The organism is Ruegeria sp. (assembly GCF_965243365.1).
Taxonomy (GTDB): domain Bacteria; phylum Pseudomonadota; class Alphaproteobacteria; order Rhodobacterales; family Rhodobacteraceae; genus Ruegeria.
Map to the genome: position 1 here is coordinate 1,600,491 of NZ_CBDEUW010000002.1, position 26,566 is coordinate 1,627,056.

Here is a 26,566-nt window from a genome sequence, read left to right on the forward strand (position 1 = left end):
AATATCTCAATACGACCTGCTCAACAGTTGTAAAAGCTGAAGACCAGGATCGCCCAAAACTAAGTCAGAAAATGCTACTCGCTACCGCGGACTACGCTTCGCCAAAATCCGCTGCAACGTCCGGCGGTGCATGTTCAGCCGCCGCGCGGTCTCGGACACATTCCGATCACACAGCTCATAGACGCGCTGAATGTGCTCCCAGCGCACGCGATCCGCGCTCATGGGGTTTTCCGGCGGCGGGGGCAGTTCGTCGCCCTTGGCCAGCAATGCGTTGGTGATGTCGGTGGCGTCGGCAGGCTTTGACAAATAGTCGGTCGCGCCGATCTTGACGGCAGCTACGGCGGTGGCAATCGCGCCGTAGCCCGTCAAAACCACAACACGGCTGTCGGGGCGTTTTTCGCGCAGCACTTCGACCACATCCAGACCGTTGCCATCCTCCAACCGCAGGTCAACAACCGCATAGGCCGGCGGGCGGGCGGTGGAGATGGCGCGGCCTGCGGCGACGGAACCGGCGGTTTCAACCTCGAACCCGCGTTTCTCCATGGCTTTGGCCAGACGTCTCAGAAATGGCTCGTCATCATCCACAAGAAGCAAGGATTTATCAGGGCCGATATCGAGTGGAGCGCTGTCCGCCATTGTCTTTTCTTTCCGCTAATTCACGCCGTTGGCTTAGACATGAGTCATAGCAGCGCCATGACAAAGGTCAAACAACGGGTTTTTGCTACATCTTTTCCAGGAAACAGCCCAATTGATCCGCCAACTGCTCGGCCGAAGCGTTGCGGTCAAAAAACTCCACAAACCCGTCCTCTGGCGTGACCAGGTACGAGAAGGTCGAGTGATCGACCAGATAATACTCGTCGCTTTTGTCATGCGCCTTGTAATAGGTCTTGTACGCCTGGCTGGCGGATTTGACCTGCTCGGGCGTTCCGGTCAACCCAACGGTTTTTCCGCCTAGGTTGAAGGCAAAGTCACCCACCACTTCGGGGGTATCGCGGTCCGGGTCGACCGAAATGAACAGCGGCGTCATCGACTGACCGCGTTCTGTCAGAATGTCCGATGCCTCGACATTGCGGGACATGTCCAGAGGGCAGACATCGGGGCAGAACGTATAGCCGAAATAGACCAGCGTCGGTTCGGTGATGACATCCGCGTCGGTCACGGTTTCGCCCTTGGCGTTGATAAGCTCAAACGGGCCGCCGATTGTTGCGGAGCCGCCCGCAATCTGGCTGGTCCGGCATTGGGCGTATTTGTCATCGGACCCTGCGCCGCGCGTCAGCAGCCACATGGCCCCCAGCCCGACGGCCAGAACAACGGTTGCGAGAATGGCGTAAAGGCGGATCATGGGGTCACCTGCGGCAAGGGGTTGTTGATCGTTTCGGCCCGGACACCTATCAAGTTACCCAGCCGGTGCAACAGGACATAATCGACCAATGGCAAATTCCAATACCAGTCTATGGCGCGGTCAGGAACGCAGCAGCTGGATTCGTCTGCGCACTCTGATCCTGTTGCGCTGGGTGGCCATCATTGGCCAGATCACCGCAATCACGGTGGCCCAGCAGACCTATCACGTGCAGCTTGAGCTGGGCCTGTGTTATACCGCCATTGGTGTTTCGGTCATGGGCAACCTGACAGCAATCCTGCTGTTCCCCGAAAACAAACGCCTGTCGGAATACGAGAACTTTCTGATGGTTCTCTTTGACCTGCTGCAATTATCCTTCCTGCTGTATCTGACTGGCGGTCTGAACAACCCCTTCGCGTTGCTGCTGGTGGGCCCGGTGACAATCTCGGCCAGCGTGATGAGCACGCGGTCAACCCTGATTGTTGGCGGCGTTGCGATTGTTTTGACGACCTTGCTGGCGCAATTCCACCTGCCCCTGCGCACCAATCTGGGTCTTGTTCTGGACATGCCTGATATCCTCCTGTTCGGAAACTGGGCTGCGATTGTCATCGCCATCGTGTTTCTGGGTGCCTATTCCCACCGGGTCAGTTCTGAGGTTCAGTCGATGTCCGAGGCGCTGTCAGCCACTCATATGGCGCTGGCGCGTGAGCAAAAGCTGACCGATCTGGGCGGTGTTGTCGCCGCCGCCGCACACGAACTGGGCACGCCGCTGGCGACGATCAAGCTGACAAGTTCGGAACTGATCGAGGAGCTGGACGACCGGCCAGACCTGAAAGAAGATGCCGCCCTGATCCGAGAGCAGGCCAATCGCTGCCGCGACATCCTGCGCGATATGGGACGGGCGGGCAAAGACGACCTGCATCTGCGTCAGGCGCCGTTGTCCAGCGTGATTCACGAGGCCGCCGAGCCACATATCCACCGCGGCAAGGAAGTGCATTTTGATGAAGGCCCGGTGGGCGACGGCGATGTTCAACAGCCCTCGATCCTGCGCAAGCCCGAGATCATCCACGGGCTGCGCAATCTGATCCAGAACGCGGTGGACTTTGCGCTGGGCAATGTCTGGGTCGAGGCCGAGTGGACTTCGAACTGGATCACGATCTGCATCATGGATGACGGGCGCGGCTTTCCTGCCCATATGTTTGGCCGTATCGGGGACCCGTTCGTCCGGAGACGGCGATCCGAGACCGATCGCAGTGCGCGGCCCGAATACGAAGGCATGGGCCTTGGCTTGTTCATCGCCAAGACCCTGTTGGAACGCAGCGGCGCCGAGCTGAAATTCGCAAACGGCGCGGATCCCTACCAAAACCTCACCGATCAGATCGACCGGCGCGGGGCTATTGTTCAGGTCACCTGGCCACGGAACCTGATCGACGCGCAAACCGGGGATTCTCCGGTGCCGTCCGGCGCAAACCAACCGTTTCAGATCTGAATTAAGAAGCCGTTAACCATTTACGGATCATAAAGGTTTCTGCGTTTGTCGGAGGCCTGATCATGGTGGACTGGATCATTCTGGCCGGGATCAGCCTGGTTTCAATCACCTTTGCCGTGCAATGGCTGCTGCCGCGCCGTCGGATCAGGGCGGCGGATTTCGGGCTATCTTTGTCCTCTTCACTTGATGATGCCGTGTTTTTATTCGACGGGGACACCCTTATCAGCCACTCCGACATCGCGTTGGCAGGGTTGGATTGTGTGAACGACTGGCACGATCTGCGCCGAATGTTGCAACGCGACTTTCCCGCCTTTCCCGAAACACCAGACGCGGTCCGGGCGGAAGGCAGTCTGACCATCTCGGCCATCGACTGTACGGTAGAGCGAGAAGTTGTATGTGAGTGGATCGACGGGATCGTTCGTGTTCAGCTACGCGATGTGGCTGGCAAGGACCCAAAACCGCGGGACCACAATGACCCGATCCGCCTTGTGATGGACAGGGCACCCTACCCTGTTTGGCTGTTGGATCACAGCGGCACAGTGCGCTGGTGCAATGCGGCCTATGTCTCATTGGTGCGCAAGGCACGCGGGCCAGACGCTGACCTGACCGCTCCGCTGTTTCCCGCGCGCGTTGACGAGGTTCCTTTGGGGCGCAAAACCCGTATGTCGATCACGGCCGGGGACGGTAACGCCAAACTGTGGTTCGATCTGACTCATGTCGAGCACGAGCAGGGCCATCTGTTCTACGCGGTTGATATCAACGCCATTGTCGAAGCCGAAATCGCCCAGCGCAAATTCGTCCAGACGATGACGAAAACCTTTGCGCAGCTGTCTATCGGACTGGCAATTTTTGATCGCAACAGGCAGCTTGCGCTGTTCAACCCTGCCCTGATCGATCTGACCACCCTGCCCCCGGATTTCCTGAGTTGCCGCCCCAGTCTGTCCGGTTTTTTTGACCGGCTGCGTGATCAGCACATGATGCCTGAACCCAAAAACTACCGCAGTTGGCGGCGGCAGATGAACGACCTGCTCGAGGCGGCGCAGGACGGCAATTATCAGGAAACCTGGTCCCTGCCCTCGGGCTCGGTCTATTCAGTCAGCGGGCGGCCACATCCTGACGGCGCGGTTGCGTTCTTGTTCGAGGACATAACCGCCGAAATTACTCTGACACGCCGGTTCCGGTCCGAGATGGACCTGATGCAATCCATTCTGGACAAGCTGGCCGACGCGATCATCGTATTTGCCGATGACGGTTCCCTGGCCTTCACCAACTACGCCTATCAGTTGCTTTGGGGTGAAAGTGACGAAGCCGGGTTTGAGCCGGTGACCGTGCTGGATATCACGCGGCAGTGGCAAGAGCACTGCCTGGCCACTCCGGTTCTGGGAGAGATCCGCGATTTTGTCGAGATGCGGGATAACCGGGCCGAATGGTCCGCCGAGATTCAAATGCGAAACGGTATGCATCTGACCTGTACGGCCAGCCCGATACAGAACGGGGCAACGATCGTGCGTTTCACCGCGATTGACAGGGTTGGGACAGAAAACAAAATGAGTAAAATCAGCGCCTGAACCGGGTTGCAGACGCCCATCCCCGCGTCCATTGTGGCGCCATGAATGCCTCGCTGTCGATTTCACTGAATTCCCCGGAAGAAACCTCGGCTTTGGCCTCGCGTTTGGGGGGCAATCTGAGTCGTGGCGACGTCCTGTTGCTGAATGGTCCCATCGGCAGCGGCAAAACCCATTTCGCCCGCGCGCTGATTCAATCCGTCTTGGCAGACCCCGAGGATATCCCCTCACCAACTTTCACGCTGGTGCAGGTCTATGACACACAGATCGGAGAGATCTGGCATTCCGACCTCTACCGCCTGACGGCCATAGAAGAGATAGAAGAGCTGGGCCTGACCGAAGCGTTCGAAACCGGTATCTGCCTGATCGAATGGCCCGAAAAACTGGGGCCTGTACGCCCGGAATCGGCCCTGACATTGGCCTTTCGGGCGAATCCCGACGACGATGACTGGCGCCGGTTGGATTTTTCCTGGACTGACCCGAAATGGGCGCGCAAGCTGGAGACCGCCGCATGACCAACCGGGCAATTCTGGCCGAAGCTTTGATTGCGCAAACACCATGGGCCAAGGCGACACACGCGCCTTTGGCTGGTGACGCATCGAACCGGCGCTACGAGCGACTGACCGACCCGGACAGTGGGCGAACTGCCGTTCTGATGGACGCGCCGCCGGACAAAGGTGAAGACGTTGCACCTTTTGTGCGCGTGTCCGAGTATCTGCGTTCCATCGGGCTGAGCGCCCCGGAAATCTATGCCGAGGACAGCGAGTATGGCTTTCTGTTGCTCGAAGATCTGGGCGATGATCTGTTCGCGCGGGTGCTGAAAAAGAAACCTGAATTAGAACGCGCCTTGTATGACGCCGCCACCGATGTTCTGGTCCATCTGCATGCTGCGCCCAGCCTGTCGCTGGACAGCTATGACCCGGCGCTGATGACCGAGTATGCGGCACTGTCCTTTACCAAATATGCGCAGGGCATTCTGGGCACCCATGACCCGGACGCCCGATCCCGGTTCGAACTGCGTTTTGCCGATATCCTGCACCGTGAAACCGGCGGCACGCGTGTTGTGGTGCAGCGTGACTATCACGCGGAAAACCTGATCTGGCTGCCCAAGCGCGAGGGGATCGCTCGTGTGGGTTTGCTGGATTTCCAAAGCGCGATGCTGTGTCATCCGGCCTATGATCTGATGTCGCTGTTGCAGGATGTGCGCCGAACTGTACCCATCGGAATCGAAATGCGCATGATTGACAGGTACATCTCGGCCACGGGTGTCGATGCGCACGATTTCCGAACTGCCTATAGCGTGCTTGGGGTTCAGCGAAACCTCCGCATTCTGGGTGGGTTTGCTCGACTCGCAACCGATTATGGCAAACCACACTATGTCGATCTGATACCGGCGGCATGGACGCATCTGATGCGCAATCTGGAACATCCCGCGCTGGTTCCGGTGGCTGATCTGCTGCGCGACTCGCTGCCAAAACCAACGCCCGAAAACCTTGCCGGACTGAGGGCACAATGACCCGACCGCCGCAGGCCATCATGCTGTTTGCCGCCGGGTTCGGCAAACGTATGGGCGAGCTGACTAGGAACCGGCCCAAGCCCCTTATCCCCGTGGCCGGAAAGCCTCTTGTCGACCATGCGCTGGATTTGGCGGAGGGTGTTCAGCCGGACCGGATTGTGGCGAACCTGCATTACCATGCCGATCAGCTTGCCGATCATCTGTCACCGCGTGGCGTTCTGTTGTCACATGAAGCGCCTGACATTCTGGAGACTGGCGGCGGGTTGAGGGCCGCATTGCCGCTGCTTGGCCCTGATCCTGTGTTCACCTTGAATACGGACGCAATCTGGTCTGGCCCCAACCCGTTGACCTTGCTGAAAAACGCCTGGAATCCTGACAAGATGGATGCGCTGCTGATGTGCATCCCGGTAAGGCAGACGATTGGCCATTCCGGGCCCGGCGATTTTACCGCAGATGCGGATGGCCGGATTACGCGCGGACCGGGACTGGTTTATGGCGGTGCTCAGATCCTGAAGACGAATGGGCTGCACACGTTCCCAGAAAGAGCGTTCTCGCTGAATCTGTTGTGGGATCGGATGCACCAGCAGGATCGCCTGTTTGCGCTTCGCTACCCCGGCCGCTGGTGCGATGTTGGCCGACCCGAAGGGATCGGCCTGGCCGAGGGTTTGATTGCCGATGTTTGACCCGTCTACCGCGCCAAGAGTGTTTGCCGTCCCGCCGGGCGTGGATTTTCCCAAGGCTTTGGTGAATGGCCTGCGGCAACGCTGCATTAACCAACCGCCCGAGGCCTTGGCGCGCGCACAACTGGTGGTGAATACCCGCCGCATGGACCGCCGTGTGCGGGACTTGTTCGATCAGGGTCCGCCTTGCCTGCTGCCACGTCTGTCACTGGTCACCGATCTGGGCGAAACCGTTGATCTGGCGCGAATCCCCCCGGCCATTCCTCCGCTACGCCGCAGATTGGAGCTTACGCAGCTGATCGCCAAACTGCTGGATCAGCAGCCGGATCTAGCCGCCAGATCCTCGCTGTTTGACCTGTCTGACAGTCTGGCGGCCTTGATCGATGAGATGCAGGGCGAAGGTGTCTCACCTGACGCCATCCGGCAGTTGGATGTCAGCGACATGTCCGGCCATTGGGCCCGCGCGCAGGCCTTTATCGGTATCGCGGACTACTTCATCGATACCGACGACAAGACACTGGACGTTCAGGCGCGGCAACGCCGTGTCGTCGAAATGCTGATCGCGCAGTGGCAGGAAGACCCGCCGCAACACCCGGTGATCCTCGCGGGCTCGACCGGTTCACGTGGCACGACCCTCATGCTGATGCAGGCGGTGGCACGATTACCGCAAGGCGCGCTGGTGCTGCCGGGTTATGATTTCGATCAGCCCGAACATGTCTGGCGCAATCTGGATAAGGCGCTGACGTCCGAAGACCATCCGCAATTCCGGTTTCGCAAACTGATGCGCGAACTGGATCTGACGCCGGACCAAATCCTGGCCTGGACCGACGATCAAGCTCCGTCACCGGCGCGTAACCGCTTGATCTCACTGGCCTTGCGCCCTGCCCCGATCACAGATGCCTGGATGGCAGAAGGTCCGCGCCTGACTGATCTGACCGGTGCGGCAAACGACCTGACCCTGGTTGAGGCACAATCGCCCCGGGCCGAGGCGCTCGCCATCGCGCTGCGCCTGCGTCAAGCTGCCGAGGACGGCCAGACTGCCGCGCTGATCACGCCCGACCGGATGCTGACTCGTCAGGTCACCGCCGCATTGGATCGCTGGGGTATCTTGCCGGATGACAGTGCCGGCCTGCCTTTGCAGTTGTCTCCACCCGGTCGATTCCTGCGCCACGTGGCCGGGCTGTTTGCCCATCGGCTGGATGGTGAGGCGCTGCTGACCCTTCTAAAGCACCCTCTTTGCCATGATGGCGGTGGCCGCGGAACGCATTTACTGCACACCCGTGATCTGGAACTGGATCTGCGACGCAAGGGCCCGCCGTTTCCGGACACCGAAAGCCTTTCGGGTTTTGCAGCCCGAAAGGAGGGGGTCGAGAACTGGGTTCAGTGGCTTATCGCTCATTTCTGCAAGCAGCAGGTTATTGGTTCCTTGCCGTTGTCGAACTGGGTCACGCGCCTGCGTGGATTGGCCGAGGCGATCTCGGCCGGTACGACCGGTGAACCCGGCACCTTGTGGCAGAAGAATGCCGGACAAAAGGCGCTGTCCGTGCTGACCGCATTGGAAGACGAGGCGGAACATGGCGGCGCGATGACAGCGCATGATTTCGCCGATCTTCTGGGCGCCCTGCTTGCGGGCGAAGAAGTTCGGGATCGGGATGCACCACACCCTCAGATCATGATCTGGGGCACGTTGGAGGCTCGTGTTCAGGGCGCGGATCTGCTGATTCTTGGCGGATTGAACGAGGGCAGCTGGCCCGAGGCCGCTGCACCGGACCCCTGGCTGAACCGCCAAATGCGCGATCAGGCCGGGTTGTTGCTGCCGGAACGCAGGATCGGGCTGTCGGCCCATGATTTTCAGCAAGCCATTGCCGCGCCCGAGGTCTGGCTGACCCGCGCCACCCGATCTGATGACGCGGAAACCGTGCCGTCCCGTTGGCTGAACCGGTTGACCAACCTGCTGCAGGGCTTGCCCAAACAGGAAGGGCCTGTAGCATTGGAGGGGATGCGCCAACGTGGTCAAAAATGGCTGCGCTGGTCTGAAGATTTGGAATATGCCCCACCTTTGACGGCGGCCCATCGTCCGTCTCCACGGCCTCCGGTCGCGGCCCGTCCGCGCGGATTGTCGGTGACCGAAATCAAACGGCTGATCCGCGACCCCTACGCCATCTACGCCAGGCACGTTCTACGGCTTAGGCCCCTTGATCCACTGGTTCAGGCCCCCGATGCCCTGCTGCGCGGGATCGTTATTCACGAGATATTGGAACATTTCATCAAGGACAGCGTGTTGGACGCTGCTTTGTTGACCCGCGAAAACTTCCTCAGACGGGCCGAATCCCTGCTGGAAACCCATGTGGCGTGGACCACGGCGCGGAAATTATGGCTGGCCCGCCTGACCCGGGTCGCGGATGCGTTTCTGAGCGCTGAAACTGCGCGCAGAACCGATGGCGGTCCTGTTGCGTTCGAAGCCAAAATGAACCTGACGCTTGCCCCGCTGGATTTCACGATCAGCGGTCGGGCCGACAGGATTGATCGAAACAGCCGGGGCGCATTGCGGATTGTCGACTATAAGACCGGCGCACCACCGTCCCAAAGCCAGCAGGCGAAGTTCGATAAACAGCTGCTGATCGAGGCCGCGCTGGCCGAGCAGGGCGGTATCGACGGGTTCGATCCCTCACCCGTTGCACAGGCCATCTTTGTCGGAATGGGCGGGGCTTATAAAGAGGTGCTGGCCCCCCTGACCGAAGAACCGCCCGACAAGGTTCTGTCCGAGCTAAAACAGTTGATTTCTGCCTATTTAGAGCCTGATCAGGGCTTCTCATCCCGACGTATGCTGCATAAGGATACCGACACGGGTGACTATGATCACCTGGCCCGCTTCGGCGAATGGGACCGGACCGCAGAAACCCGCCCCGAGGACCTGACATGACGCCCCGCAACGACGCAACCGAGCGGCAAGTGCAGGCTGCGCGACCAGATGCCTCGACCTGGCTGGCTGCAAATGCGGGGTCCGGCAAGACGCGCGTTCTGACGGACCGCGTGGCGCGGCTGTTGTTGGGTGGCGTGCAGCCGCAGCATATACTGTGCCTGACATACACCAAGGCCGCCGCCAGTGAGATGCAGAACCGCCTGTTCAAGCGCCTTGGCGAATGGGCAATGCTGAGTGACGATGACCTGATCGCGCAGTTGGTGGACCTTGGGATCGAAGGCACCATCGACCCGGCCAGCCTCGCCCAGGCGCGCACATTGTTTGCCCGCGCCATTGAGACGCCGGGCGGGTTGAAAATCCAGACAATCCACTCTTTCTGCGCCTCGCTGCTGCGCCGCTTTCCGCTGGAGGCTGGCGTAAGCCCCCAGTTTACCGAGATGGAAGACCGCGCCGCTGCCCTGCTGCGCGAGGAGATCGTCGAGGATTTCGCTGACGGCCCGCAATCCGCTTTGGTCGACGACATCGCCCAATTTGTCACCGATGCCGGCTTTGACGCGCTGACCGCTGCCATTACAAACAAACGAAGCCTTTTTTCTCAGACGCTTGACTGGCCTGGCCTACTGGACCGGTTTGGGTTGCCCGCCGGGTTTGACGAGGATGTGTTGCTGAGCAGTGTTTTCCTTGGGGGCGAGGTTGATCTGATCCAATCCATGCTGTCCGCGTTAACGGAAAGCGGCGGCAACAATGCTAAGGCGGCTGCAAAGCTTGCGCAGTTCAAAACTGCTCAGATGGCCAGTCTTCCAATCCTTGAAGATGTTCTTTTGACAGGAAAATCCGCGAAAGAGCCGTTCACGGCCAAGATAAACAGTTTTCCAACAAAAGCCCTGCGCGAAGGGGTTTTGGCTGATCGCATGCCGCAGCTCGAATCCCTAATGCAGCGGGTCGAGGATGCGCGTGAAAAACGTCTGGCCCTTGTGGCAGCGCAGAAGAGTCATGTCTTGCACCGTTTCGCCGCCGCCTTCCTGCCGGAATACGAACGACGCAAGCAATTGCGCGGCTGGTTAGACTTTGACGACCTGATCCTGCGCGCCAGACAGGTCCTGAACGATCCGGCTGTGGCGGAATGGGTGCTGTATCGTCTGGACGGGGGTATCGATCATATTCTGGTGGATGAAGCACAGGATACCAGCCCGGATCAGTGGGACGTGGTGGAAAAGCTCGCGCAGGAGTTCACCAGCGGGGAAGGGGCCCGGTCCGGGGTTGAGCGTACAATCTTTGTCGTCGGGGACAAGAAACAGTCAATCTATTCCTTCCAGGGGGCAGACCCTCAAGCTTTTGATCAGATGCGAGAGCAGTTTGGGCGGAAATTGCAGGAATCAGGCTCTAAACTGTGGGATTCGACGCTGGAGTTTTCGTTCCGATCCTCCAGCGCAATTCTGTCTTTGGTCGATATTCTGTTCGAAAATCACGCCTCTGCGGGGTTTCACAAGAACGCTCAGCATCGCGCCTTCAAGGCCGATCTGCCAGGTCGGGTGGACTTGTGGCCGGTGATCGAAAAGACCGAAGACGAGGAAGGTGGCGACTGGACGGACCCGGTCGACCGGCCGGGCGCTCGGCATCATACCGTATTGTTGGCGGACAAGATCGCGCGCTCGATCAAAGATATGATCGATAAGGGTGAAACGATCCCCGATGATGGGGCACCCGGCCAGTTTGTACGCCGCAAAGTGCAACCGGGGGATTTCCTGATCCTTGTTCAGCGCCGGTCCGATCTGTTTGCCGAGATCATACGCGCCTGTAAATCTGCTGGGCTGCCTATTGCTGGTGCCGACCGTCTGAAAGTGGGCGCTGAACTGGCCGTCAAAGACCTGGCCGCGCTGTTAAGCTTTCTGGCCACGCCCGAAGACAGCCTGTCGCTGGCCACGGTTCTGAAGTCTCCGCTGTTTGGCTGGTCGGAACAGGCGTTGTTTGATCTGGCACATCGCCGGACCGATACGTATTTGTGGACGGCCCTGCGCAATCGCGCGGATGAATACCCGGAAACATTGACCGTTTTGAACGATCTGCGGGGCCAAATCGACTTTTTGCGCCCCTACGACCTGATCGAACGCATACTGACCCGCCATGAAGGGCGCAAAAAGCTGTTGGGTCGTCTGGGGGCTGAGGCAGAAGACGGCATCAATGCTTTGCTGTCTCAGGCGCTGGCCTACGAGCGCACGGATGTTCCCAGCCTGACCGGATTTCTGATCTGGATGCAGACCGACGATTTGGAAATCAAGCGCCAGATGACCGGCGTTGGCAATATGATCCGGGTGATGACCGTGCACGGCTCAAAAGGGTTGGAAGCGCCGATCGTGATCCTGCCGGATACAGGCAAGCGACAGCCGCCGCGGGATGCCGAGATCATGGTCGCTGATAGGGTGCCGCTGTGGAAAGTACCCGCGGACGCATCACCCAGCCTGATTGCGAAGGCGCGCGAAGAGGCGCGGAGCCGAGAAGAAAATGAGCGGTTGCGGCTGCTCTATGTGGCTCTAACACGGGCTGAAAAGTGGCTCATTGTTGCCGCCGCGGGTGATGTCGGCACAGACGGAACCAGTTGGTATCAACTGGTACAGGCCGCCATGACGCAAGCCGGGGCGACACCGGTCGAAGGCGCCGAAACGCTGAGACTGGCGCATGGGGATTGGGATGGGCTGCCCATCGCCACGCACACTGAATCACGGCCAAAGATTGAGGCCATGCCCGATCTTTTCCACGCCGCACCACCGCCACCCGCCGAACCACAGACCTCGATCAGCCCCTCCGATCTGGGGGGAGCCAAGGCTTTGCCGGGGGATGACGGTCAGGATGAAGAGGCCGCCAAGCGACGTGGGACCCGTCTGCATCTTTTGTTGGAGCATTTGCCAACCGCGCAACCCGATGATTGGCCCCAGCTTTGCGCCCGGTTGATACCGGATATGCAAGACGACACCCTGCAAGAGCTTTTGAGCGAGGCCGCCAACGTTCTGACAGCAGATCACCTGTCATACATATTCAACGCGGGCGCCCTGGCCGAGGTTCCGGTTTCAGCAGACCTGAACGGTACGCGTATCCACGGGGTGATCGACCGCCTGATCGTCAGCGAATCCGCCGTGCAAATCATTGATTTCAAAACAAACGCAACGGTTCCCGCATCTGCTGAAACCTGCCCCGAGGGCCTGTTGCGGCAAATGGGGGCTTACGCATATACACTGGCGCAGATTTATCCCGGACGCGAAATCAGAACCGCGATCCTCTGGACTCGGACCGCGCAATTGATGTGGTTGCCGCACGAAGTTGTGACACAAGCGCTGCAACGGGCAGGGGTGTCTTGACCTCCCAAATCGCGGCACCTACGTTCTGACCCCAAGCATTCCCCATCCAGGAGACAGAATATGTCGACCGTAGCCGTAACCGACGAAACCTTTGACGCCGAGGTCAAGAACTCGGACGTCCCAGTTGTTGTAGATTTCTGGGCCGAATGGTGTGGCCCCTGTAAGCAGATCGGCCCCGCTCTGGAAGAGCTGGCAACCGAGTACGGTGGCAAGGTTAAGATCGCCAAGGTCGATGTTGACAGCAACCCGAACGCGGCGGCCGCCATGGGCGTGCGCGGTATCCCGGCGCTATTCATCTTCAAGGATGGTCAGGTTGTCTCGAACCGGGCGGGCGCGGCACCAAAGGCCGCCCTGCAGAGCTGGATTGACGAATCCATCTGATTTGATCTGATCTGCACGTATCAAAGGGCGCCTCATCGCAGGCGCCCTTTTCTTTGCGGGGGCGAAGGACAAAATGCGGACGAAACTGGCAAAGAAAAAGCCGCTCGGAAATCCGGGCGGCTGCTTCTGATCTGTGATCTGATCTGTGGATCAGAGTTTCGCGATATCCGCGCGTGTCAGACCGATATCGTCCAACTGAGAGTCGGTCAGGTCCGACAGCAGGTTGCGGGTTTTACGCGAGGCATTCCATTCGACGATGCGGTCGAAGATGCCGGTGAACGCGTCCACTACGTGCAGGATGGTAGCTGCTCCGAGCGGCGCATGAATGTTAGCTGTAGTTGCCATGTGCGCAGTCCTTATATGTGAAACAGCCGACCCGTTGTCGGTTGTGAGGCTCATTTAGGATCAAACGCCGGGACTCACAATTGCTTGTTCGACAGCCCCGATCTGCATTTTTTGCATATCTTTTGGGCAGTTCCGGAACGGGTTGCGCCATTTGCGGCCCCGGCCCATATAGGGTGCCACAGAGTACGGAGGCTTTTATGGCAGACAGCGAATTTCCCGGATGGCACGGCACGACCATCATTGGCGTCAAAAAAGGTGGGCAGGTCGTCATCGCCGGGGACGGGCAGGTCAGCCTGGGCCAGACGGTGATCAAAGGGACCGCGCGCAAGGTGCGCCGCCTGTCGCCGGGTGGATTCGAGGTTGTCGCGGGCTTCGCGGGATCGACCGCCGACGCCTTTACCCTGCTAGAGCGGCTGGAATCCAAGCTGGAGGCCACGCCCGGACAATTGGCCCGCGCTTCGGTAGAACTGGCCAAGGACTGGCGCACCGACAAGTATCTGCAAAAGCTTGAGGCAATGCTGATCGTGACTGACGGCAAGGATCTTCTGGTGATCACCGGGGCAGGGGACGTGCTGGAGCCTGAACACAACGTGGCCGCCATCGGATCGGGCGGCAATTTCGCCCTGGCCGCTGCCCGCGCGATGATGGACAGCGACAAACCCGCCGAGCAGGTGGCGTGCGAAGCCATGGCGATTGCCGCCGACATCTGCGTCTATACCAACGGCAACCTGACGGTTGAGACGATCTTAGGCTAACAATGTCCTGATCTCTTTGCCTTTCCAGCGCAGTTGCATCGCGACCAGACCAAGGATCGCGGCAGTGATCACGATGTAGTAGGGCACGCGGATATCGATGCTCATCAATCCGCCTCCGATCAAAGACATAACCCCACCCGCCAGGCAGAAGACGGCGGTTGTGACCCCCATGACCCAACCCTGATCAGCCTCGCCGACCGCTGAAGAGAACAGGCCCAGAAGGGTCGGGTATGACACGCCGAAGAAGAAATAGAAGAAGAAGACCGGCACGAAACTCAACACGCCACTTGGGCTGAAGGCGAAAGCAAAGCCGCAAACGACCATGGTCATCAGGGACGCATGGATGATGGCATGTTTACTGAAACGTTGCTGCGCCGGTTTCACAAGGAAGGTGCTGGAAAACGCCAGCGCAAAGCCAATGGTTACCATCGCCATACTGCCCCCGACCACGCCATAGCCCCAAGCGCTGGTCAGGAAGTTATCGACGAACACGTAGAAGGTGACGTTGGCAATCATGAACAACGCATAGACCGGCATGATCTTCAAAACCAACGGGTGGTCACGCACGGCAATCAGGCTGTCGGTGATATCGCGGGGGCGAAAGACAAAGGGCTCACGCTCGGTCCGGGTATCCCTGAAGAAGAACAGGACCAGGAAGATGGCGATCAGCACCAGAACAAATGCGCCATAGAATGGGGTTTTCAGTGTGGCAAAGCCGCCCAGCAGGGCTGCGTCTGACAGAACCGCTCCGATGATCGGGCCGCCGACAAGACCAAAGCTGACGCCGGTGACGATGTACCCCATGTTACGGTCCCGGTCGGCTGCATCGGTACTGCCGTCGATCATCGCCGCCTGGGCGATCGGCTGATTTCCGGCGGTGAAGCCGGTGATCGAACGGCCGATGATCAGCAGCAAGAGGCTGTTCAAAAACAGCGCTACAATCGTCAGGGCATATCCAACGAGCGCCCCGCCCAGGCAGACCAACAGCGCGTTCTTGCGCCCGATGGAATCCGAGACCTTGGAAACATAGACAACACCCAAAAACCAGGACAGAAAGAAACACCCAATCACCAACCCATAATAGAAATGACGGCGTCCTACGGGTGTACTGTCGGGCAGAAAGCCGGACTTGGTTTCCATGATCAGCGAATTGATGATGGGAAAGACCAACCCTTGTCCGATCAGGTCCACAAACACCACAAACAGCAAGGTGATCTTGGCAATCTTAGTCATTAAAACGCCCCCGGTTCCAATAGCTTGGGGCGAGTGTAACAGACTAACCTTATGTTACCTAACAAAGTGACAGAGGCCGGGAGATCCGACCTCTGACCACAGATTTTAGTTCAGAGTTGCGACACCCAGCGGCACACCGGCAACTTCGCACCAGATGTAAACCTCATTGTAGCCCGAAACATCCATGGTGGGCGGCACTGCATAAGATTGCTTGCCCGTCAGGTTCAGCAAGGCGCCAAGCTTGCTGTCCGGGGCATAGGCGCCATCCTTGCCAAAGGCCACGCGCGGGTCGGGGCCACCATCCAGCGAGAAATCTTCGCCGAGTTCGACAATGTAACGGTCTCCATCTTTAACCAGTTTCACGGACCCGGACGTGATGTGGTTCGAACGGCCCTCGAACGTACCTTTCTTTTTGGCGCCACCGGCCAAAGCAACGCCTGTGCTGGCCAGAGTCAGGGCTGCGCCGGTGGCAGCAGCTTTCACAAAAAGTGAGCGGCGAGTCATCATGATGAGGTATCTCCATAGTTTGATACGGGCTGTGGTGCCCTTCGTGTGGTTATGCAGCAGGCCGTGCCGGAAAGGCGATTCACATCACCACGAAAAGGCGTGTGCTTTCTGTGAGTTGCCGTGATCTTGCCGTGATCGACTTGTGTTTTCCCGGCTTATGATTAGGTTCCGCTGCGAAACAACGGATAGAATGCACATGACCGACCTGACCCCGCGCGAGATCGTCTCGGAACTGGACCGCTTTATCATCGGACAGAAAGACGCCAAGCGCGCCGTGGCCGTGGCGCTGCGCAATCGCTGGCGGCGCAAGCAGCTGGCGGATGATATCCGGGACGAGGTCTATCCCAAGAACATCCTGATGATTGGCCCTACTGGCGTCGGCAAGACCGAGATCAGCCGCCGTCTGGCCAAACTCGCCCGCGCACCCTTTATCAAGGTTGAGGCGACCAAATTTACCGAGGTCGGCTATGTCGGTCGCGACGTGGAACAGATCGTGCGCGATTTGGCCGATGCGGCGATCATTCAGACCCGCGAATATATGCGCGAGGATGTGAAGGCGCGCGCGCATCAGGCCGCCGAGGATCGCGTGATCGCCGCAATCGCAGGCGAGGATGCCCGCGAAGGCACGCGCGAGATGTTCCGTAAGAAGCTTAAAGCGGGGGAGCTGGACGACACGGTGATCGAGCTGGAGCTTTCGGATACGTCAAACCCGATGCCAATGTTCGACATTCCCGGCCAGCCGGGTGGCCAGATGGGCATGATGAATCTGGGCGATATCTTTGGCAAAGCCCTTGGCGGGCGCACCGTCAAGAAACGCATGACCGTCGCTGAAAGCTACGACGCACTGATCGGGGAAGAGGCCGACAAGCTGCTGGATGATGAAACCGTCAACCGCGTGGCTCTGGAATCGGTGGAACAGAACGGCATCGTGTTTCTGGATGAGATCGACAAGGTCTGCGCCCGCTCGGATGCGCGTGGTGGCGATGTGAGCCGGGAAGGGGTGCAGCGCGACCTGTTGCCTCTGATCGAAGGCACCACCGTATCAACCAAATACGGTGCCGTTAAAACCGACCATATCCTGTTCATCGCCTCGGGTGCATTCCACATCGCCAAACCCTCGGACCTGCTGCCCGAGCTTCAGGGCCGCCTGCCGATCCGCGTCGAACTGCGCGCCCTGACCGAAGAAGATTTCGTCCGCATCCTGACCGAGACTGATAACGCCTTGACCCGTCAGTACACCGCGCTGATGGGCACGGAAGAGGTCACTGTGAATTTTACCGATAACGGCATCGCAGCGCTGGCCCGCATTGCAGCGGACGTAAACCAGAGCGTCGAAAACATTGGCGCCCGGCGGCTTTATACAGTGATGGAGCGGGTGTTTGAGGAACTCTCGTTCAACGCACCGGATCAGGCCGGGGTCGAGATCACGGTGAATGCGCAGTTTGTCGAGGACAATCTGGGCGAGCTGACGAAATCTATGGATCTCAGCCGCTACGTTCTGTAACACCCAGCCGGTTTCCGCTGCCTATTGAGGGCAGCGCGACCGTCATCACTGGACCTGCGACCAGAAATCGCTATCCGTGGCAAAGACACATTTCTTGAGGTCTTGCCCGTGCTGCGTCCTTTCATTGCCCTGTTTGCCGTTGTGACCCTCGGTGCCTGCGTCGACCGATCTGTTTCGGTCACGCTGCCTTCAGCATTGGAGGTCGGGACCCCGAAAACCGTCTATGCCGCGACTACTCGGGGACGGAACTCCGATGGAACTTATAACGCCAGTCGGGGCGACGGCCTTCGATATCAAGAAATGACGATCTCGATCCCACCGACCCATACACCCGGAAATCTGGAATTTTCCTACGCGAATCCAAAACCGGACAAACAATTTGTTCTGGCTGGGGTCGAGGAGTTTTCTGGTCCACAGGATCTGGCGCAACAGCTGCGCGGCGAGGATGACGTGACCATCTTTGTTCATGGGTACAATTCAACGCACACAGAAACGGCGTTCCGGGCCGCACAGTTGGCGCATGATATCGAAATCCCCGGATCGATCCTGATCTATTCCTGGCCCAGTCAGGCCCGTGGGGCGGGGTATGCCTATGATCTGGACAGCATGCTGTTTGCCCGCGACGGGTTGGAACAAACCATTCGCGAACTGAAATCCATTGGTGTGAAACGAATAATTCTGGTGGCACATTCGATGGGCGGCGCCCTGTCGATGGAGATGATGCGTCAGGCTGAACTGAAATCGCCGGGCTGGTCCAATCGCAATCTTGAGGGGGTCTTTCTGATCTCACCCGATCTGGATGTCGATGTGTTTCGATCTCAAATGAGCAGCATCAAAAACCCGCCGCAACCCTTTGTGGTGATGGTGTCGCAGAAAGACAAAATCCTGAACATATCCGCCCGGCTACGCGGGACACCCGACAGCAAACGGCTGGGCAATATCAGCTCGATTGACGCGTTGTCCGAATATCCGATCGATGTGATCGACACGACCGCATTCGCCGCCGATGCCGGATCGTCTCATTTCGTGGCGGCAACTTCGCCCGCGCTGTTGTCGATCCTCAATTCCGTGCGGCGTGTTGGCCGGACATTCGGCGAGGGGCGTTCGGGCGTTGATGCTCTGGTGCCGGAAAGCCAGCGAAACCCCGATGGCGCAACCGAGATCGTTCTGACCGAAACCGGAGATGCCGAGGTCAGCCCACCGTGACGCAGTTCCGCCTGCGCCAGTATCTTTCACAGAACGCGACGTGGTTGGGCGCAGGGGTCCTGCTGACTTTTCTGTCCAGCTTTGGGCAGACTTTCTTCATCTCGATCTTTGCGGGTGAAATCCGAACTGAGTTCGGGCTGAGCCATGGGGCGTGGGGCGGTCTCTACTCTCTGGGCACCACCGCATCGGCGCTTGTGATGATCTGGGCTGGTGGGCTGACCGACATCTTCCGCGTTCGCGCGCTGGGACCGTGGATTTTAGCCGGTTTGATGATAGCAGCACTGGCGATGGCACTGAATACAATGGTGCTGCTGCTGCCTGTCGTGATCTTTATGCTACGTCTGTTCGGGCAGGGCATGAGCGTGCATATCGCGATGGTAGCCATGGCCCGATGGTTCACCGCGACGCGGGGTCGAGCCTTGTCCATCGCCACACTTGGTTTCGCCATCGGAGAGATTGTGCTGCCGCTTAGTTTCGTTGCGGCCATGACAATGATGGACTGGCGATGGTTATGGATTCTTGCGGCGGCGATCACGGCACTGGGCATTCCGGTTCTGATACGCCTGTTGCGGCGGGAACGCACCCCGCAAAGCCTTTCTGAAACCGCGTCTTCAACAGGGATGGATGGGCACCACTGGACACGGAAAGAAACGCTGTTTCATCCGCTTTTCTGGTTCATGGTCCCGGCTTTCATGGGCCCATCGGCCTTTTTGACCGCGCTTTTCTTTCATCAGGTCCATCTGGCTGCCGTCAAAGGCTGGGAACATATCCAACTGGTGACCTTGTTTCCAGCTTATACCGGGGTTTCCATTCTGGCGATGATCACCTCGGGTTGGGCGTTGGACAAATGGGGCACCGCGCGCCTGATGCCGGTTTTTCAAGTGCCAATGGCAATTGGATTCGTCCTTTTGGCGCTGACCGAAACGATTGGCGGGGCACTTTTAGGCCTGACGGTCCTGGCCGTGACCGTTGGGGCCTACGGTACATTGCCCAGCGCCTTTTGGGCCGAATTCTACGGCACCCGCCATATCGGCGGGATCAAGGCCATGGCAACGGCACTTATGGTTCTGGGGTCAGCCATCGGGCCGGGTCTGACAGGTGTGTCAATCGATCTTGGCGTCCCGCTGGAGGCTCAGTTCCTCTGGATTGCGGGGTTCTTCATCCTGTCTTGCTTGTCCGTCTGGTTCGGAATCCATCGCGCCGCACGTAACCTCTAACGGGTGCGGCGCAGGTAAACGTAATAGGCCCCGTCACCCCCATGGCTGATATGGGCAGGTGCGACCTGCATCACGGCTTGCGCCAACGGAGGGATGGACAGCCAGTGCGGCACCTGATTGCGCAAGACGCCGCGTGGGGTAGGAATCGGACCGGGCTCATCCCGGTCCTTGCCTTTGCCGGTGATCACCAGAACCAACCGCTTGCCTTGCGCCTGCGCTGTCAGAATGAACCGGACCAATGCAGGGTGTGCCGTATCCACGCGCATTCCGTGCAGGTCGATTTTGCCTTCGGGCTTCAGCTTGCCGCGTTTCATGCGGCCGAAGGCCTTGATGTCCATCTGCACCGGGCTTGCGCGCAGGCTTTCCGTAACCGAGGGTTTCAGGCTATTCCGGGATGGCTTGGCCTGTACCTTCTGTCCCAGCTCAAACGCCTCGATCCGGGATTTGGGCGTCTTGGAGGGTTTAGGCTTGGGCAAGGTGGTCGGGTGGATGGTCTGAGGGATGTCGGGGTGCAACCGCTCAGCCTGTTTGGCGACCTTGCGCCATAGCTCGATCTCTTCTGTCGTCAGTTTGCGCCGGGGCATCAGAACTCATCCGGCAACAGCGCATAGGCGCGTTGAATGGGCAGTAGCACCACCATGCGTCCCGGATCTTTCAGGCGACCGGCAGCCTTTCCGGCCTCATCCCCGGTACCAAAGAAAATATCCGCCCGCTGCGCACCCTTGATCGCCGACCCTGTATCCTGTGCGATCATCAACCGGCGGATTGGTTCCTTGCCGTCCTTTTCAACCCAGACCGGCGCACCCAAGGGCGTATAAGCCGGATCAGCCGCAATGCTGCGCATTGTGGTCACGGATCGGTTCATCGCACCCAGCGGCCCCAGCTCGGGCGCCACGCGAGTCACTTCCCGAAAGAACACATAAGAGGGGTTGTGGAACAGCAGCTCTGCTCCGTCTTCCGGATTCTTACGAACCCAGGCGCGGATCATCTGCGCGCTAACCTGATGTGCACTCAGTGCGCCGCGCCGTATCAGTTCAGCCCCGATCGAGCGGTAAGGATGTCCGTTCGCACCCCCATACCCAACCCGCAGGGCGCTGCCATCGGGTAAACGAATGCGGCCCGAGCCCTGGATTTGCAGAAAGAACAGCTCGACCGGGTCATCGACCCATGCGATTTCCAACCCACGACCAGACATCACACCACTGGTCAGAAGCTCTCGACGGCTGAACCATTTGTCAGTGGCGCGTGCCTCGGGCGGCATTTTGTAAAGGGGGTAGCGAAACTTGTCCGTCCGGGTTTTCGATCCATCCAGCTCGGGCTCAAAATACCCCGTGAACAGAGCATCCTTGCCGTCTTCGATCAGAACAGGGCGGAAAAACAGCTCAAAGAAAGAGCGGGCGGCATCCGAGTCATACGTCTGGGCAACCCGGCACAGGGCCTGCCAATCCGGGTTATCCAGATCCTTGCAGGTGTTCAGAAAGACGGAAAGGGCCGCGCCATGATCGTCCGCAGCCCAGCCATCCAATGCATCAAACGTCAGAATGGATCGCGTCGCCTCGGCTCCGGCAACGCTGGCTGTGGTCATTGCGCCCACCAGAAAAAGCGACCGGAGCGTGGCAATCATGCGTCCGTGGCAACAAGCAGCCAGTTCGGGTCGTCCGAGCCCATCACGCGGGCAAAGGTCCAGCTGTCCTTTTGCCGTTTGACGGTGTTGGGGCTGCCCTCAACGATATCCCCGCCACGGTCGCGTACAACCGACGTCAGTTCACCCACGAATTTCATGGTGATTTCTGCGTGGTTGGTATCCTTGTCGAACGATATATCTGACACGGATGTTTCCCGCACCCCGATAAATTCGGCCTCGATTGTCAGGCCCTGATCTTCGCGGGCGGACACGACGGAAACAAAGGTCTCAAACACTTCTTCTGACAGGAACGGCTGGATTTCGTTCAGGTTGCCCTTTTCGAAGCCCATTACGATCATCTCATAGGCACCGCGCGCGCCCTGAACAAACTCACTGACTGAAAACGCCGGCTCAATCCGTTTCATTGCAGCAAATGTCTCGGCCTGTTCGCTGCCTTCCGGCACGTGGTCAGTAATATCGTGATCTGGGCCGCCCTCGATCACCTCAAAGTCACGGCGCGACTTGTTGGTGTCAGGCTGCTGTTGCAGCGGCGGCTTTTCAAAACCCTCACGCGTACCCAATACGCTTTTGAGGCGCAGGATCAGGAAAACGGCAATTCCGGCCAGGACCAGCAACTGGATCATCGGTTCGTTCATTTCATCCTCTTTTCAGACCGCGACTTTGTATACGCGGCCTCATGCCACTATGTAGGTGACAGTTGGTGGCAAGTCCACATCCCGGCCTACGCTAAAGGATAACCCAAATGTACCTGTTTCTGGCATTTTTATTGGTTCCGATTGTCGAGATCGCCCTGTTCATACAGGTTGGCGGCTTAATCGGCCTGTGGCCGACCCTTGCCATCGTGGTTCTGACGGCGGTTCTGGGTACTGTGTTGGTACGAACGCAGGGGCGCTTGGCCCTGGCAAACCTTCAGCGATCCTTTGCCGAACTGGACGATCCGACCGAGCCGTTGGCCCATGGTGCGATGATCCTGTTGTCTGGCGTGTTGTTGCTGACGCCTGGGTTTTTTACAGATGCAATTGGATTCGCCCTTCTGGTTCCTGGCATACGCGTGGCGGTTTTCCGATACCTCAAATCCCGTATGACAATCACGCAATTCCAGATGGGGACCGGGGCACAGTTCCGATCTGACAGCGCACCGTTCGACGACGGGGACATCATAGATGGCGAGTTTTCCGAGGTTCGGCCGAAAAAGGACCCTGCGCAGCCTTCGAAATGGGTCGAAGGGCCGCTCCAGCATTGAGGTGTCCCGCCCAACTTGTTAAGCAGTGGCGAATTTCATTTTTGGAGTAGTTCCATGGCCGAAGAAGGCACCCAGGAAAACACTGCGGCCCAAGCCGCCCCGCAGGTTCAGATGCGCGTTCTGTCCCAGTTCATCCGCGACATGTCTTTCGAAAACGTCATGGCGCAGAAAGGCGTGTCAGGCGAGGTTCAGCCCGAAATCGCCGTTCAGGTGAATCTGGACGCGAAAAAACGCACCGTCGATCATCAGTACGAAGTGGCGATCAAGCTGAACCTGAAATCCAAGGCCAAAGGTCTGGAAGACGTCCTGTTTGTGTTCGAGATCGACTACTGCGGCCTGTTCCACATCGAAGGTGTGCCGGAAGATCAGCTGCACCCCTTCCTGATGATCGAATGCCCGCGGATGCTGTTCCCGTTCCTGCGCCGCATCGTCAGTGACGTGACCCGCGATGGCGGTTACCCGCCGGTAAACCTGGACAACATCGATTTTGTTGCGCTGTACCGCAACGAGCTGATGCGCCGCCAGGCCGAAGCGCAGAAAGCCGAAGCTTAAGCCTTCGACCCGCGCCGGGCAGGGCTCAGGCGCGGGTCCACAGGGCGTTTTCGCCCAGCTTTTCCACAAAATCCTGATGTGCAGTCTGTTCTGCCTCGGTAATCCGGGATGGCAGCGGGGTGGGCCGCTGTGTCGGGCGCCAATCCTCACCAGTCCCCGATGCGCCAGAGGCAGAGGCGGACAGGCCAAAATCCGGCTGCCGGCCACCGATCAGTTCCAGATAGACCTCGGCCAGAATCTCAGAGTCGAGAAGCGCGCCGTGCAGTACCCGGTTTGAGTTATCGATGCCAAAGCGGCGACACAACGCATCCAGCGATGCTGGTGAGCCGGGAAAACGTTTGCGCGCGATGGCCAGCGTGTCGATGGCCTGATCCATCGGGATCAGCGGCACGCCCATCCAGCCCAGTTCAGCATTCAGGAATTTCATGTCAAAAGACGCGTTGTGGATCACCAGTTTTGCGTCGCCGACGAAATCGCGAAACTCCTGACCGACCTTGGCAAAGACAGGTTTGTCTTTCAGCGTAACCTCTCCGGCCTGGGCGGCGCGCGGAGGTTCCAACAGGTCTGGGCCGATTCCGTGAACGCCAAAAGCCTCATCCGGCATCGATCGTTCCGGGTTGATGTAGACGTGGTAGGTTTTGCTGGTCGCTACGTGGTTCCACAATTCAACCGCACCAATCTCGACAATCCGGTCGCCGCTTTCGGGATCGAAACCCGTGGTTTCGGTATCAAGTACGATCTCACGCATCTGCCAACCCCGCCCGTATCTGCCTGACCACATCCTGCACCTGAGCGCGAGCGTGGTCCAGAGTATCCGTTACGATCACGTAATCCGACCGCGCACATTTTTCCGCATTGGGCATCTGCTTGGCCCGGATCTGCTCAAATTGCGCCTCGCTCATCGTACCACGTGCCATAACGCGACGCTTTTGTTCTTCTGCCGGGATTGAGACACAGGCGACTGCATCCATCGCCGCATCCCCGCCTGTTTCAAACAGCAGCGGGATGTCGAAAACCAGAATGTCTTCCTCTGAACTCGCGCGAAACGCGGCGCGATCGTCTGCCACCAAAGGGTGAACGATAGCTTCGATCCGTTGCAACGCCGTGGGGTCTTGCGCGATGATCTTCCTCAGTGCATCCCGGCTGACGGCCCCATCGGCAATAGCATTCGGAAAGGCCGCCTGCATCGGCTGAACGGCTGCTCCGCCCCTTGAATAGAGTCTATGCACAGCCGCATCCGCATCCCACAGCGCACAGCCTTCCTCGACAAACATCTGCGCCGTTGTGCTTTTGCCCATCCCGATGGAGCCCGTCAGACCAAGCGCAAAACTCATGCCAGAACAGCCGCGCGCAGGTTGGCATCCACCTCAGGCCGGACACCAAACCAACGCTCAAAACCCGGAACGGCCTGATGCAGCAGCATGCCAAGGCCATCGACAGTGGTACACCCTGCCTCTTCGGCGGTTTGCAGCAGATGGGTTTTCAGTGGCGCATAGACCAGATCGGTTACAACCGCCCCGGGCTGCAATCCATCCAGCGGCACACGTAATTCCGGTTGCCCCTGCATGCCCAGAGAGGTCGTGTTAACCACCAGCTCAGCGTTTTCGATGACATTTCCGGCCTGCACCCAATCGACCACGGTGATGCGCTGGCCGAATTCTTCTTTCAGATGATCCGCCCGCGCCCTTGTACGGTTGGTCAGCAGAATCTCGGGTACGCCAGCCTCGGCCAACGCTTGCAGTACCGCACGGGCCGCCCCACCAGCACCAAAAACAACGGCTGGGCCGTCCGGCGGGTTCCAATCCGGTGCTCCGCTGCGCAGGTTCTGCATGAAACCGTAACCATCGGTATTGTCCGCATGAATCGATCCGTCCTCGCGAAAGACCAGAGTGTTCGCGGCCCCGATCACCGACGCCCGGTCTGAGACATGATCTGCCAGACGCAAGGCGGCCTCTTTATGAGGCACCGTAACATTTGCCCCGACAAATCCTGCCTTTGGAAGGGTACGTAAAACCGTTTCCAGATCTGCTGGTGTTACGTCCATGGGAATATAATGCCCGGCCAGCCCGTAGGATTTCAGCCAATGACCATGCAAAACAGGAGATTTTGAATGCGCGATCGGGTGGCCAATCACCCCGGCCAAAGGAATTCGGTTTTCTGTCATTGATCGATCACCCCTTTGACGGCCAGAAAATTCAGCAGCTCCAACAGGGGCATACCCAAGACATTAAAGTAGTCGCCGTCAATGGTCGCAAACAGGCGCACGCCTTCTTCTTCCAGCTTATAGGCCCCAACCGCGTGGCGAATGCTGTCCCAGTTGCGCGATACATAATCGCGCAGATATGCGTCAGAGCTCATCCGCATCCGCAATCGGACCTGTCCCACGTGACGCCAGATCGGTTCGCCGTTTTGGTAAACAACAGCAGCCGACAACAACATATGGCGCTGCCCGCGCATCGCTTTTAGCTGCGCCAGTGCATCCTCGGGTGTTTCAGGTTTGGACAGTAGTCGACCTTCGAAATCCAGAACCTGATCGCAGCCCAGAACCATCGCTCCGGGGGATTTATCGCTGACCTTGCGCGCTTTCATCTCGGCCAGCGTGTCGGCAATATCGCGGGGTGCAGCGTCTTCGGCCAGCAAAGCGCGCTTGGCGGTATCCTCATCCACACGCGCGATCTGAACCGTAAACGGCACACCTGCATTGCGCAGCAACTGCGCGCGAATTTCAGAGCCCGAGGCCAGAACTATGGGGACAGTCATGTGGAAAACCCCGTGTGCAAATCAATGAATCTTCTGGGGTGGTTTGTATGGTTTTCCGGTTGACACGCAACCCCGGGAGTTTCGCGAAAAACTTCCATGAGTCGCTCGAACTCTGTCCCGTTGGGACAAGGATAAGTCGGTTCTTTGGGATAAACCAATTATCCGGCGATACTCCAAGGGTTATCCACAATTATGGATGCTGTATTGTTAATTATGCTATTGTTTTTAAACATATATTTTCGGAACTCACAGAATCACTATCGTACTCTTGGAACTTATCCAAGCTGGGGAAAAGGCTTGAACAAAAAAGTAATCCACGGATTTCAGTCCCCCTACAAAACCATCATCCTTTT

26 protein-coding genes are annotated in these 26,566 nt (G+C 58.6%); 14 read left to right on the plus strand and 12 right to left on the minus strand.

What is annotated here, in order from left to right; all coding sequences use genetic code 11:
* Nucleotides 1-81: 81 nt before the first annotated feature.
* Together ACP0GE_RS11635 and ACP0GE_RS11640 are read right to left on the minus strand one after the other, a co-directional pair.
* Nucleotides 82-636, minus strand: a complete 555-nt coding sequence (locus tag ACP0GE_RS11635) for an ActR/PrrA/RegA family redox response regulator transcription factor (RefSeq protein WP_298382043.1) — start codon at nucleotides 634-636, stop codon at nucleotides 82-84.
* An 85-nt stretch (nucleotides 637-721) separates the two neighbouring features.
* Nucleotides 722-1,342: an SCO family protein gene (locus ACP0GE_RS11640; protein ID WP_424832111.1), complete on the minus strand. Its 621-nt coding sequence runs from the start codon at nucleotides 1,340-1,342 to the stop codon at nucleotides 722-724.
* 88 nt (nucleotides 1,343-1,430) lie between these two features.
* Here ACP0GE_RS11640 and regB point away from each other — a divergent pair, with 88 nt between their 5' ends.
* From regB to trxA, 8 genes are all read left to right on the plus strand, one after another.
* Nucleotides 1,431-2,828 carry a sensor histidine kinase RegB gene (gene regB / locus ACP0GE_RS11645; protein ID WP_424832112.1) on the plus strand — a complete coding sequence of 466 codons (1,398 nt, stop codon included), beginning with the start codon at nucleotides 1,431-1,433 and terminating at the stop codon, nucleotides 2,826-2,828.
* A 62-nt stretch (nucleotides 2,829-2,890) separates the two neighbouring features.
* Nucleotides 2,891-4,396: a PAS-domain containing protein gene (locus ACP0GE_RS11650; RefSeq protein WP_424832113.1), complete on the plus strand. Its 1,506-nt coding sequence runs from the start codon at nucleotides 2,891-2,893 to the stop codon at nucleotides 4,394-4,396.
* 41 nt (nucleotides 4,397-4,437) lie between these two features.
* Entirely contained in the window at nucleotides 4,438-4,908 is a 471-nt protein-coding gene (tsaE, locus tag ACP0GE_RS11655) for a tRNA (adenosine(37)-N6)-threonylcarbamoyltransferase complex ATPase subunit type 1 TsaE (RefSeq protein WP_424832114.1), read from the plus strand.
* Entirely contained in the window at nucleotides 4,905-5,909 is a 1,005-nt protein-coding gene (locus ACP0GE_RS11660) for an aminoglycoside phosphotransferase family protein (RefSeq protein ID WP_424832115.1), read from the plus strand. The genes tsaE and ACP0GE_RS11660 overlap by 4 nt, the downstream gene beginning before the upstream one ends.
* Nucleotides 5,906-6,592: a nucleotidyltransferase family protein gene (locus ACP0GE_RS11665; protein WP_424832116.1), complete on the plus strand. Its 687-nt coding sequence runs from the start codon at nucleotides 5,906-5,908 to the stop codon at nucleotides 6,590-6,592. The genes ACP0GE_RS11660 and ACP0GE_RS11665 overlap by 4 nt, the downstream gene beginning before the upstream one ends.
* Nucleotides 6,585-9,512 carry a double-strand break repair protein AddB gene (addB, locus tag ACP0GE_RS11670; protein ID WP_424832117.1) on the plus strand — a complete coding sequence of 976 codons (2,928 nt, stop codon included), beginning with the start codon at nucleotides 6,585-6,587 and terminating at the stop codon, nucleotides 9,510-9,512. The genes ACP0GE_RS11665 and addB overlap by 8 nt, the downstream gene beginning before the upstream one ends.
* A complete protein-coding gene (addA, locus tag ACP0GE_RS11675) occupies nucleotides 9,509-12,865 on the plus strand; it encodes a double-strand break repair helicase AddA (protein ID WP_424832118.1) in 3,357 nt (1,118 codons plus the stop codon). Before addB ends, addA begins: the two co-directional genes overlap by 4 nt.
* A gap of 60 nt (nucleotides 12,866-12,925) precedes the next feature.
* A complete protein-coding gene (gene trxA / locus ACP0GE_RS11680; RefSeq protein ID WP_424832119.1) occupies nucleotides 12,926-13,246 on the plus strand; it encodes a thioredoxin in 321 nt (106 codons plus the stop codon).
* Nucleotides 13,247-13,396: 150 nt separating this feature from the next.
* Here trxA and ACP0GE_RS11685 read toward each other — a convergent pair whose 3' ends face one another.
* Entirely contained in the window at nucleotides 13,397-13,591 is a 195-nt protein-coding gene (locus ACP0GE_RS11685) for a DUF1127 domain-containing protein (RefSeq protein ID WP_424832120.1), read from the minus strand.
* Between the two features lie 197 nt (nucleotides 13,592-13,788).
* Between ACP0GE_RS11685 and hslV the strand changes: the two genes are divergently transcribed.
* On the plus strand, nucleotides 13,789-14,346 hold the full coding sequence (gene hslV, locus ACP0GE_RS11690) for an ATP-dependent protease subunit HslV (protein ID WP_424832121.1): 558 nt from the start codon (nucleotides 13,789-13,791) through the stop codon (nucleotides 14,344-14,346).
* Here the strand turns inward: hslV and ACP0GE_RS11695 are convergent.
* Nucleotides 14,338-15,579: an MFS transporter gene (locus ACP0GE_RS11695; protein ID WP_424832122.1), complete on the minus strand. Its 1,242-nt coding sequence runs from the start codon at nucleotides 15,577-15,579 to the stop codon at nucleotides 14,338-14,340. The genes hslV and ACP0GE_RS11695 overlap by 9 nt on opposite strands.
* 105 nt (nucleotides 15,580-15,684) lie before the next feature.
* Nucleotides 15,685-16,086 carry a DM13 domain-containing protein gene (locus tag ACP0GE_RS11700; protein ID WP_424832123.1) on the minus strand — a complete coding sequence of 134 codons (402 nt, stop codon included), beginning with the start codon at nucleotides 16,084-16,086 and terminating at the stop codon, nucleotides 15,685-15,687.
* 196 nt (nucleotides 16,087-16,282) lie between these two features.
* Between ACP0GE_RS11700 and hslU the strand changes: the two genes are divergently transcribed.
* The 3 genes from hslU to ACP0GE_RS11715 all read left to right on the plus strand — a co-directional run bounded on the left by hslU (nucleotide 16,283) and on the right by ACP0GE_RS11715 (nucleotide 20,013).
* Nucleotides 16,283-17,590: an ATP-dependent protease ATPase subunit HslU gene (gene hslU, locus ACP0GE_RS11705; RefSeq protein WP_424832124.1), complete on the plus strand. Its 1,308-nt coding sequence runs from the start codon at nucleotides 16,283-16,285 to the stop codon at nucleotides 17,588-17,590.
* Between the two features lie 108 nt (nucleotides 17,591-17,698).
* Nucleotides 17,699-18,796, plus strand: coding sequence for an alpha/beta hydrolase (locus ACP0GE_RS11710; RefSeq protein ID WP_424832125.1), 1,098 nt, complete (start codon nucleotides 17,699-17,701; stop codon nucleotides 18,794-18,796).
* Nucleotides 18,793-20,013 carry an MFS transporter gene (locus ACP0GE_RS11715; protein ID WP_424832126.1) on the plus strand — a complete coding sequence of 407 codons (1,221 nt, stop codon included), beginning with the start codon at nucleotides 18,793-18,795 and terminating at the stop codon, nucleotides 20,011-20,013. Before ACP0GE_RS11710 ends, ACP0GE_RS11715 begins: the two co-directional genes overlap by 4 nt.
* Here ACP0GE_RS11715 and ACP0GE_RS11720 read toward each other — a convergent pair.
* The 3 genes from ACP0GE_RS11720 to ACP0GE_RS11730 are packed head-to-tail and all read right to left on the minus strand — an operon-like array spanning nucleotide 20,010 to nucleotide 22,293.
* Nucleotides 20,010-20,597, minus strand: a complete 588-nt coding sequence (locus ACP0GE_RS11720; protein ID WP_424832127.1) for a Smr/MutS family protein — start codon at nucleotides 20,595-20,597, stop codon at nucleotides 20,010-20,012. The two genes, ACP0GE_RS11715 and ACP0GE_RS11720, sit on opposite strands and share 4 nt — an antisense overlap.
* Nucleotides 20,597-21,637 carry a murein transglycosylase A gene (locus ACP0GE_RS11725; protein WP_424832128.1) on the minus strand — a complete coding sequence of 347 codons (1,041 nt, stop codon included), beginning with the start codon at nucleotides 21,635-21,637 and terminating at the stop codon, nucleotides 20,597-20,599. Before ACP0GE_RS11725 ends, ACP0GE_RS11720 begins: the two co-directional genes overlap by 1 nt.
* Nucleotides 21,634-22,293, minus strand: a complete 660-nt coding sequence (locus ACP0GE_RS11730; RefSeq protein WP_424832129.1) for a Tim44/TimA family putative adaptor protein — start codon at nucleotides 22,291-22,293, stop codon at nucleotides 21,634-21,636. The genes ACP0GE_RS11725 and ACP0GE_RS11730 overlap by 4 nt, the downstream gene beginning before the upstream one ends.
* A 107-nt stretch (nucleotides 22,294-22,400) precedes the next feature.
* On the opposite strand from ACP0GE_RS11730, the gene ACP0GE_RS11735 reads away from it, so the two are divergent.
* Nucleotides 22,401-22,901, plus strand: a complete 501-nt coding sequence (locus ACP0GE_RS11735) for an FxsA family protein (protein WP_424832130.1) — start codon at nucleotides 22,401-22,403, stop codon at nucleotides 22,899-22,901.
* A 54-nt stretch (nucleotides 22,902-22,955) separates the two neighbouring features.
* Complete coding sequence (secB, locus tag ACP0GE_RS11740; protein ID WP_424832131.1) at nucleotides 22,956-23,453, plus strand: protein-export chaperone SecB; 498 nt, start codon at nucleotides 22,956-22,958, stop codon at nucleotides 23,451-23,453.
* Nucleotides 23,454-23,478: 25 nt separating this feature from the next.
* Here secB and dnaQ read toward each other — a convergent pair whose 3' ends face one another.
* From dnaQ to ACP0GE_RS11760, 4 genes are read right to left on the minus strand one after another with little or no spacing between them, the layout of a single operon-like run.
* Complete coding sequence (gene dnaQ, locus ACP0GE_RS11745; protein ID WP_424832132.1) at nucleotides 23,479-24,201, minus strand: DNA polymerase III subunit epsilon; 723 nt, start codon at nucleotides 24,199-24,201, stop codon at nucleotides 23,479-23,481.
* The gene (gene coaE / locus ACP0GE_RS11750; RefSeq protein ID WP_424832133.1) at nucleotides 24,194-24,787 is read right to left on the minus strand and encodes a dephospho-CoA kinase; all 594 of its coding nucleotides are present in this window, start codon (nucleotides 24,785-24,787) and stop codon (nucleotides 24,194-24,196) included. The genes dnaQ and coaE overlap by 8 nt, the downstream gene beginning before the upstream one ends.
* A complete protein-coding gene (locus ACP0GE_RS11755) occupies nucleotides 24,784-25,617 on the minus strand; it encodes a shikimate dehydrogenase (RefSeq protein WP_424832134.1) in 834 nt (277 codons plus the stop codon). Before ACP0GE_RS11755 ends, coaE begins: the two co-directional genes overlap by 4 nt.
* Complete coding sequence (locus ACP0GE_RS11760; RefSeq protein ID WP_424832135.1) at nucleotides 25,614-26,213, minus strand: Maf family protein; 600 nt, start codon at nucleotides 26,211-26,213, stop codon at nucleotides 25,614-25,616. Before ACP0GE_RS11760 ends, ACP0GE_RS11755 begins: the two co-directional genes overlap by 4 nt.
* Between the last annotated feature and the right edge of the window lie 353 nt (nucleotides 26,214-26,566).